9 protein-coding genes are annotated in these 10,023 nt (G+C 35.9%); 1 reads left to right on the forward strand and 8 read right to left on the reverse strand.

Annotated elements, in window-relative coordinates; all coding sequences use genetic code 11:
- Positions 1–28: 28 nt before the first annotated feature.
- The gene (gene uvrC / locus ERK18_RS06390) at positions 29–1,831 is read right to left on the reverse strand and encodes an excinuclease ABC subunit UvrC (RefSeq protein ID WP_187154755.1); all 1,803 of its coding nucleotides are present in this window, start codon (positions 1,829–1,831) and stop codon (positions 29–31) included.
- Positions 1,832–2,043: 212 nt separating this feature from the next.
- Here uvrC and ERK18_RS09535 point away from each other — a divergent pair, with 212 nt between their 5' ends.
- Positions 2,044–2,172, forward strand: coding sequence for an SPJ_0845 family protein (locus ERK18_RS09535; protein ID WP_261982447.1), 129 nt, complete (start codon positions 2,044–2,046; stop codon positions 2,170–2,172).
- 40 nt (positions 2,173–2,212) lie between these two features.
- On the opposite strand, the gene yihA is transcribed toward ERK18_RS09535, so the two are convergent.
- From yihA to ERK18_RS06425, 7 genes are all read right to left on the reverse strand, one after another.
- A complete protein-coding gene (gene yihA, locus ERK18_RS06395) occupies positions 2,213–2,797 on the reverse strand; it encodes a ribosome biogenesis GTP-binding protein YihA/YsxC (protein WP_187154756.1) in 585 nt (194 codons plus the stop codon).
- On the reverse strand, positions 2,787–4,064 hold the full coding sequence (clpX, locus tag ERK18_RS06400) for an ATP-dependent Clp protease ATP-binding subunit ClpX (protein WP_187154757.1): 1,278 nt from the start codon (positions 4,062–4,064) through the stop codon (positions 2,787–2,789). Before clpX ends, yihA begins: the two co-directional genes overlap by 11 nt.
- A 120-nt stretch (positions 4,065–4,184) precedes the next feature.
- Positions 4,185–5,510, reverse strand: coding sequence for a trigger factor (gene tig / locus ERK18_RS06405; RefSeq protein WP_187154758.1), 1,326 nt, complete (start codon positions 5,508–5,510; stop codon positions 4,185–4,187).
- A gap of 143 nt (positions 5,511–5,653) precedes the next feature.
- The gene (gene tuf, locus ERK18_RS06410; protein WP_045928030.1) at positions 5,654–6,844 is read right to left on the reverse strand and encodes an elongation factor Tu; all 1,191 of its coding nucleotides are present in this window, start codon (positions 6,842–6,844) and stop codon (positions 5,654–5,656) included.
- 185 nt (positions 6,845–7,029) lie between these two features.
- The gene (locus ERK18_RS06415) at positions 7,030–7,863 is read right to left on the reverse strand and encodes a tetratricopeptide repeat protein (protein ID WP_187154759.1); all 834 of its coding nucleotides are present in this window, start codon (positions 7,861–7,863) and stop codon (positions 7,030–7,032) included.
- On the reverse strand, positions 7,863–9,647 hold the full coding sequence (locus tag ERK18_RS06420; RefSeq protein WP_187154760.1) for a ribonuclease J: 1,785 nt from the start codon (positions 9,645–9,647) through the stop codon (positions 7,863–7,865). The genes ERK18_RS06415 and ERK18_RS06420 overlap by 1 nt, the downstream gene beginning before the upstream one ends.
- A 158-nt stretch (positions 9,648–9,805) precedes the next feature.
- The coding region (locus ERK18_RS06425) for an IS3 family transposase (RefSeq protein WP_187154761.1) at positions 9,806–10,023 on the reverse strand (218 nt) is incomplete at its 5' end.

Genomic DNA, 10,023 nt, shown 5'->3' on the forward strand with positions numbered 1-10,023 from the left:
TTTAGACTATTGTGGTAAAAATTGATATTTACAAAGTCAACTTAACTGTCTGGGCTTGGGGCAATGTTAAGCCAGCAGAACGTAATTCATCAATTGAGGCCTCTTTAATTTTTTTCAAAGAACCAAATTTTCGTAAAAGCTTATTTCTGCTTTTTGGTCCGATCCCTTTAATTGAATCGAGTTTGCTCGATAAAGCATTTTTAGCATGAGTTCTTCTATGGAAAGTGATTGCAAAGCGGTGTACTTCATCTTGAATTCGTGTCATTAAATAGAAACCTTGAGATTTTGGATTCAAGGGTATTAATTTCAAAGGCACTCCATTAATTGGATCTCCATATAAAAGGTGGTTGGTTCTGTGTTTATTATCCTTGACCATACCAGCAACTGGAATATTAAGGTTCAGCTCATTGCGTAGAATATCTTCACAAGCATCTACTTGAATTTGACCACCATCCATCAAAATTAGATCTGGCATTGGTTTATGTTCCTTAAGCAGTCTGCTATATCTCCTGCGAACAACTTCACGAGTATTACGAACCTCATCACCACCATTTTGATGCTCAACTTCACCCTTTAATTTATATTTACGATAAGAATTTTTATCTGGTTCACCGTCTTTAAAAACAACTAAGGCTGAAACCGGATCAGCTCCTTGGATATGTGAGTGGTCAAAGCTTTCAATGATATGACCATATGGCAAGCCTAAAGAATCAAAAATTTCTTTCTGTGCACCCTTTGTTTTTCTATTACCTAATTCTAATAAGCGAAACTTTTCATCCAGTTTAAGCTTTGCATTGTCTTTTGCCATATTTAGTAAAGAGCGTTTTTGACCTCTTTTTGGTGTTCTCACAGGCACATGCAAAACTTCACTCAGTGCCTCATTATCAATTTTGGCAGGTATTAAAACTTCTTTTGGCAGTATTCTATTCTTTTGCCCGTAAAATTGAACAATAAAGGATGCAAAAGTATCCTCTGGATCATTAGTATCTGTCAGTGGATACATTCTAGTCTCACTCCTAAGCAACTTTGCTTGCCGTAAAAAGAAAATTTGAATAGCTATCCATGATTTATCAACATAAAAATTAAATATATCACGCTGAGTATTGTCATTCGAAATGATCTTTTGCTTTTCAACGGTTTCTTCAATGTAATTAAGCTGATCACGAATTTCAGCTGCCCGCTCAAACTCAAGATTTTTAGAGGCAGCTGTCATTTTTTCGTTAAGATCTTTCTTTACCCAGCCTATATCACCGTTTAAAAAGCTCTTAATCTTTTTTATTTGAGCTTCATAAACTGACTTAGGTACCGTTTTAAAACATGCTCCTAAGCATTGTCCCATATGATAATACAAACAAGGTCTGCCCTGCTTGCCATGGCACCGCCTCAGAGGGAAAACTTTTTGAATAAACTTAAGGGTAGCCTGTGCAGCATAAACATTAGGATACGGTCCAAAATAATAACCACCATCTTTTCTAATGATACTGATTAATTTGGTTTGTGGATCACGTTCATTAGTAATTTCAATATATGGATAGCCCGTTCCTTGTTTTAACTGCACATTGTAATATGGCTGATATTTCTTAATAAGTGTAACTTCAAGCAAAAAGGCCTCTTTATCAGTTGAAACGGTGATGATATCATAATCGCGAATATCTTCAACTAATTCAGCTCTTCTACCAACTTGGGTACTTTTGAAATAGGAACGTACTCGACTCCTGAGATTTTTCGACTTGCCAACATAAATAACCTTGCCGTTTACATCTTTCATTAAATAACAGCCTGGTTTAGCTGGTAAAAGTTTTAATTTATTTTCAATCAGCTGAGTTGCCAAAAAATCACTCCCCCAAATTCGCTATCATATTTTAACATACAATTCATAGTTTTAAATTTGCTTTTGCTTAGTTATCAATTGATTTTTGAAAAGTTAAAATTACAAAATAATAATTTTACATAATTATATTTATTTAAAGCTAATAAATTATTGTATTTTCTAGCTTGAAGTCTTATTTTTTATTATAATAAAATCAGAAAGGAAAAATTGTTATGGGTTTAACTTTTAAAAAACAAGACGAGTTAGAAAAACTATTTGATAAATTTGCTACTGTACCTGATGACAAAAAGAAAAAAGTGGCTAAAAACAAGGATAAAATAGTTAAAGACAAAGACAATTAAAAATGGTTCTCCAATGAGAACCATTTTTTTCTTGCAAATTTTACAGATTTTGTTCAATCCATTGCCACACTTCTTGAACATGCAACTTTTGGACAGAACTAAAAGTAAGAACATCAACGTTATCATGATTTAAATCAAGTTTTCGTTTCAATATGGCAAGCACCTGATTTTGCTGACTTTTCTTAACTTTATCAATTTTAGTACAAACTACCAAAATAGGTATATTAAGATATAATGCATAATTATACATAGCTATATCATTTTTAGTAGGCTCATGTCTACCATCCACTAGGATAATTAGTCCTTGTAAGTTTGCCCTGGTTTCAAGATAATCTTGAATCATAGTACCAAACTGTTCACGTTTTTTTTGTGAAACTTTGGCGTAGCCATACCCTGGTACATCGACTAAATAAAAGGCATGATTTACCAAATAGAAATTAAGGGTTTGCGTTTTTCCTGGTTGTGCAGAGGTTCGCGCCAAGTTTTTGCGATTCAATAATGTATTTATTAAACTCGACTTGCCCACATTAGAGCGACCAGAAAGTGCTACTTCGGGCAAATTATCAGTTGGATATTGATCCTCGCGTACAGCACTGATTGCATACGAACTATCTTTAATGATCATTAGCTGCCTTTATTTCTTCATTATTTTCCTGATCATCCTCTTTACGTCTTGTTACGTTTGGTTCGGCATTTTTTTCAATGACATCTTCAGTAACTTTAACGTTTTCAATATCAGGCTCACTAGGAGTTTTATACATGATGCCCATCATCGCATTTTCAATTATTGTCCGCAAGCCACGTGCTCCCATATTTCGTTCAATGGCTAAATCTGCAATGGCTTTTAAAGCATCTGGGGTAAATTCTAAGTTAACCTGATCAAGCGACATCAATTTTTTATATTGCTTTACCAGCGCGTTCTTAGGTTCGGTTAAAATTCTAACTAAATCATTTCTATCTAACTTATCTAATGTAGCAATAATAGGAATACGCCCAATAAACTCCGGAATCAGTCCAAACTTGACCAAATCTCCTGTCGTTAAATGCTTAGTCCAAGAATCATCTTGCACTTTATTAAGCTCGTTTTCAGCACTAAAACCAATTACTTTTTTACCTAAACGGCTTTTGACAATTTGTTCGATACCATCGAAAGCTCCACCAACTATAAACAAAATGTTGGTGGTATCTATCTGTATTAATTCTTGCTGAGGGTGTTTACGACCACCTTGCGGTGGAACGGAAGCAATAGTACCTTCCAAAATTTTTAATAATGACTGCTGAACGCCTTCACCGGAAACATCTCTAGTAATTGAAACATTTTCAGACTTTTTAGAAATTTTATCAATTTCATCAATGTAAATTATTCCCCGTTCTGCACGTTCGATGTCATAATCTGCATTCTGTAATAATTTAAGTAAAATGTTTTCAACATCTTCACCAACATAGCCTGCCTCAGTTAAAGTAGTTGCATCAGCTATGGCAAAAGGCACATCTAAAATACGGGCTAAAGTTTGAGCCAAGTACGTTTTACCTGAACCAGTTGGTCCAATCAAAGCAATATTTGATTTTTGCAATTCAGTCGAAGAATCCACATCCATTTGTGTAACACGCTTATAATGATTATAAACTGCAACTGATAAAATCTTTTTTGCACGCTCTTGGCCAATAACATACTGGTCAAGCTGCTTTTTAATTTCCATTGGTTTAGGTAAATCTTGTGCCTTTTTTAAAGAATCAGATTTCAACTCATCGTCAATAATCTTTTTAGATAAATCTACACATTCATTACAAATATAAACCCCGTTGCCAGCAATCATTTTTTTAACTTGATCTTGTGTTTTGTCACAAAAGGAACATCTAATAACCTCTTGATCAGTAAATTGTGATGCCATTCTATTCCTCCTTGTATCTACAGGTCTAAGGTTAGCATAAAATACGGGTGGTATAGGAATTATATGCTTATAAAATAAAAAGGCAGTATGACACCACCTTTTTACTCAGATTTTAAAACTCTACTTTTTATCAGACTTGTTTTCGTCTTTTTTAGTCTTAGATTTAGAAACTTGTTTTGCGTTGTCAGCAACAATATTAATAGCCTTACGAACATTAATGTCATGTGAAAGCATATCATCAGTCAGAGTATTACGGACAGTTTTTTCATCCATGTTATATTCGCTAGCCAAGTTTTTTATTTCCTTGTCAATTTCTTCTTTGGTGGCTTTAATGTCCTCTTTTTGGACAATTGCCTCAAGTACTAGGTTAGTTTTAACTCTTTCTTCAGCTTCTTTACTAAATTGTGAACGTAATTGATCTTCTGTAGTATTAGTTATCTTGTAATATGTCTCAGGGCTAATACCTTGACGCTGCATATTTCCTAAATATTGATTCATTTGCGTATTGATATCTTCTTGAATCATAGCATCAGGAATTTTATCAATAGTAGCATTGGCAACAGCACCTTCAATTGCCGCTTGTTCAATTTCGTCTTGTGCCGCTTCTTCCTTTTGCGCCTTTAAGTCCTTCTTGATCTTTTCTTTTAAATCATCAAGAGTTTCAACTGAGTCATCTACATCTTTAGCAAATTCATCATCTAATTTTGGCAACTGTTTTGATTTAACTTCGTGAACTTTAGTAGCAAAATGAGCTTCCTTACCAGCTAAATCTTTTGCACCATAATCTTCTGGAAATGTTACAACTACATCTACTTCATCGCCAGCTTTGTGACCGATTAATTGATCCTCAAAACCAGGAATAAATGTATTTGATCCTAATTCAAGAGAGTAGTCCTCTGCTGAACCGCCATCAAAAGCTTTACCGTCAACTGTTCCTTTATAATCAATGGTAACTGTATCACCCTTAGCTGCTGCACTCTTCTTCAATACTAACTCGGCATTCTTTTCACGCTCTTCTTTTAGTTTAGCATCAATATCTTTAGCATATACTCGGGTATTTTGCTTAGGCACTTCAATTCCTTTATATTCGCCAAGTTTTACCTCAGGTTCAACAGTAACAGTGGCTTTCATTTGCCAATCTTTACCCTTTTCCATTGAAACAGGTAAAATTTGTGGTTGACCTACAGCCGCAATATCAGCTTCTTTAAGTGCTGACTCATAGGCATCAGGTAAAACAATATTCAATGCATTTTCATACAATGATTCTTCACCATAATATTGATCAAAAATCACGCGCGAAACATGTCCCTTTCTAAAGCCAGGAACGCGCAAACTGTTCTTTACCCTCCTAAATGCTTGATCTAGCCCACGCTTTACATCAGTTTGGGGAATATCAAAAGTAAGTTCACCGGTAGTTTTATCGGTCTTATTCCATTTTACAGACATTAATTAAATACCTCCAATGTCAAGTTAAATTGCATCTTTACACACTAAATTATCTTACATTAAACGGTCGCAAAAAACAAACTTAGGCAAAAAAAGATGTACTTCTATGAAGAAGTACATCTTTTTAAACTGTTTTTAACGAACTAGTCAAGAATTTCAGTAACTTGACCAGCACCAACAGTACGACCACCTTCACGGATAGTGAACTTAGTACCCTTTTCAATGGCTGCTGGTTTGATTAATTTAACAGTAAACTCTGTGTTATCGCCAGGCATAACCATTTCAGTACCCTCTGGTAATTCAATTTCACCAGTGATATCAGTAGTGTGGAAATAGAATTGTGGACGGTAGTCTGAGAAGAATGGGGTATGACGTCCGCCTTCCTCTTTCTTCAATACGTAAACTTGTCCTTTAAATTCGTGGTGAGTTTGAATTGAGCCAGGTGCAGCTAAAACTTGTCCACGAACAACTTGATCACGGTCGATACCACGAAGCAATACACCAACGTTATCTCCGGCTTCACCTAAGTCCAAAGTCTTGTGGAACATTTCCAAACCAGTAACAACTGATTTGAGAACTTTATCTACCAAGCCGACAATTTCAACTTCATCACCAATCTTAACTGTACCACGATCAATACGACCAGAAGCAACAGTACCACGACCAGTAATAGTGAAGACATCTTCAACTGGCATCAAGAATGGCTTATCAGTTTGACGTTCAGGAGTTGGAATATATTCATCAACTGTGTCCATCAACTTCATGATAACTTCTTCTTGTTCCTTGTCACCTTGTAAAGCTTTTAATGCTGAACCACGGATAACTGGAATATCATCACCTGGGTAATCGTATTCAGTTAACAAGTCACGAACTTCCATTTCAACTAAGTCGATCAGTTCTGGGTCGTCAACTAAATCAGTCTTGTTCAAGAAAACAACGATGTAGTTAACACCAACTTGACGAGCAAGTAAAATGTGTTCACGAGTTTGTGGCATAGGACCATCTGTTGCGGCAACAACTAAGATAGCTCCATCCATTTGGGCAGCACCGGTAATCATGTTCTTAATGTAGTCGGCGTGACCTGGGGCATCCATGTGGGCGTAGTGACGATTTTCAGTTTCGTACTCTACGTGAGCGGTATTGATAGTAATACCACGTTCCTTTTCCTCTGGGGCTGCATCGATTTCTGAATAATCTTCTGCTTTAGCCAAGCCCTTTTCTGATAAAACTTTAGTAATAGCCGCTGTTAAAGTGGTCTTACCATGGTCAACGTGACCGATAGTACCAATGTTTACGTGTGGCTTTGTTCTAACGTAATGTTCTTTTTCTGCCATTAAAATGACCCTCCTGTAAATTTGCAAGAAGTCCGTTGAGTAAGTAACGGATAGTTCTCTGTTGAATATTGTACTACTTTCATTGGCAAATGCCTAGTATTTTAATGCATAGAGCCATGCCTAATGAAAACGTCCTTTGCTATTATACTAAATACTTTGAAAAAGTAAAGGCATTTCATCCAATTTTATTCGGATATATTATTATCGATTTTCTCAAACAGCTTTTGATTACTTCTACCATCGTGATTATCAATATAAGAAGCAATATCACTAGCAAAACTGTCAGGATCATCAACATACTTATTTAGTTTAGGATAAAGACTGCCTAAAATCAAATTAACTTCGCCTAACACAGCTGGAAGTTGACTAGGCTGGTGGTAGTACCGTGAACCAATGCCAGAAACAACTTCACGATACACCGGCTCCTTTTCAAGTAAATTTATTTTTCGGGGAATAAATTCCTCTTCTTGCCCTAATACCAGAACTTTAAATTTATTTTTTAGACCGAGCCTGAATAAATCTTCACATAAAACTAGTCGAACTGCGAAATTTAAACTCGGATCAATCAATAAACTCTGGGCAAAATTTTTAAAGTTAGATAAATCAAGTTTAAATAGCTGATCGTAGTCGTATTTTGTTGGTTTAGCTTTTTGCCTAAAAGTAACCATTATTTTCTGTTGAACTGTTGAGTTAACTGCTTCTACCGAATATGGCAATTCATAGTCAGTAATATTTTTAACTTCTAAAGCCTCAATTAAAAAATGATTTTCACTTAAAATTTTACTATATTCAGCGAAAATTTCCGAATCAGTAAAAAGATCTTTTTCTTCTTTAATTAATTCATAGGCAGAATAGCTTTGCTTGTTCTTAAGATAGAAATCGCATAAATTAAGAACAACTTCGTTACTGTGACCATCCCTTAAAGCTTCTTCAAGATTTTGAATAGCCTGAACCATATCGCCATTTGCTTCATTTCTTTTGGCCAGATTAATTAAATTTTTTTGACTCAGTGACGTCATCATTTATCTTTCTTGATAATTCTTTGACCGGTTTTATTAACATCAACTGGGTGATGAATTTCCTTTTTTGGCGCATCATTTTTGCTATTTCTCTTTTGCATAGCCCGATGCCGGTTTTGGTTTACCTCCATTACTACTGGCAAAACTACTGGCCGTCTATTTGTTTTGCGATAAAGAAACTTTTCTAAATCATTGCGCACATCTTGCTTAATCTCTGTCCAGTCAAATTTTTTGTGCTCAAAATTATTATTAATGGTCTTTTTAATCAGCTCAATGCTGTCGCGCATTAACTGCTGATTGGCCTTAATGTATACAAACCCTCTGCTGGTAACCTGCGGTTGAGCAACAATTTTTTTCTTGCGACGATCAATAGTAACTACTGCAATAAAGATGCCATCATCAGATAAAACCTCGCGATCGCGTAAAACAATATTGCCGACATCACCAATTCCGGAACCATCAATCATTGTGTCCTCTCCGGGAACAGGATCCGTCAAATAAAGCCGTTTTTGATTAAAGTCATAGCTTAAGCAGTCACCATTTTTTGAAATAAAAATATCATCTTTTTTGAGTCCTGCCCTAATTGCCAAATCTTTGTGAATTTCCAGTAATCGATATTCACCTATAACCGGAATTAAAAATTGTGGCTTTATAATGTCAATAAGCAGTTGTAAATCACGACCCGTTGCATGTCCACTGGTATGTTTTGCTTTACCTAGTTGAATTACAGTACCACCTGCACGATAAACCATATCGCTAGTTTGAGCCACAATAGTCTCTACTGAATGAGAAGGCGTCGTAGCAATAAAAACCAGATCCCCCTTATGAATCGTAATCATACTGTGACGCTTTTTTGCCATTTTTTGTAAAGAGTTTAAAGGCTCACCCATTTGACCGGTTTCAAGAATAACCGTTTTTTCATCAGGAGTTTCTTTTAAATCTTTAACACGCATCAACAAGCCTTTAGGAACATTCAAATAACCAAGATTCATGGCAGTACGGACTATTTTAGCCAAGTCTCTGCCCGTCAGCAAAATGCGTCTGCCAGTTTTATAAGCGGCATTTAAGACTTCCTGAATTCTAATCAGATTAGATGCTTTGGCAGCGACGATTACTCTGCCCTTGGCATTCCGAAAAACATTTGTTACATAGTCCCCAATCTCCTGTTCGGCAACATTGGGCAAAGATGCCTCAGCATTTGAAGAGTCACTTAAAAGTGCTAAAACTTTCTTTTGTCCAATTTCTGCTAAGCGGTCTAAATCCGTACGGTATTTAGGAGCCGCTGAGGGATCAAACTTAAAATCTCCAGTATAAACAACTTCTCCTGCAGGAGTATGTACATCTATTCCCAGTGAATCAGGAATAGAATGAGTGGTCGGGAAAAATGAAATATTGGCATTTTTAAAATCAATCTCTGTTTCAGCATCAATCACGTGGAAGAGACTGTTTTTACAGCGCTTATTTTCCCTTTTAACTGTTATTTTTGCCAGTTCAATTGTAAGTTGTGACCCAAAAACAGGTATATCATACTTTCTTAAAATATAAGGCAAAGCTCCAATCGAATCAGCATGTCCGTGTGTTAAAAAGATGCCGACCACCTGATCACCATATTGCTCAAAAAAGTCTAGATCTGGAATAACCAGATCAATTCCAAACAATGTGCTGTCAGGATATTTAAGACCAGCATCAAGAACAAAAATTTCATCATTAACTTGAACAGCGAACATGTCTTTTCCTTGTTCACGAACGCCGCTCAAAATCATAATTTTAACTTGATCAGTCATTATATTTCCTTTTCTTTAATTTGCTATTCAGTTGTTATTTATGGATCATGTGATCACAACGTAAAAAGTATCTTTTTTTATTCTAGCATAAAAAGTTATTTTGACAAAAATAAAAAAGCCGATTCCTTGAAGTTAACCCCTAGAATTGGACGTTAACATTAATTCATGTTTGCTAAGGCCGTATTCCGATATTCAATCGGGGTGCGGCCTTTTAGCGTGTGCCTGATTCTAGCTTGATTGTAGTATTTGATCCATTTTTCCATGGCCTCCTGCAGCGCCTTCTTAGTAGGATAGGTATAGGTGTAGTAGTCTAGCTCAACCTTCATGATGTGAAAGAGACTCTCGCAGGCCGCATTGTCGTGGCAGGTCGCCCGTC

Origin of the sequence: Lactobacillus kimbladii (genome assembly GCF_014323605.1) — a bacterium.
Classification (GTDB): Bacteria; Bacillota; Bacilli; order Lactobacillales; family Lactobacillaceae; genus Lactobacillus; species Lactobacillus kimbladii_B.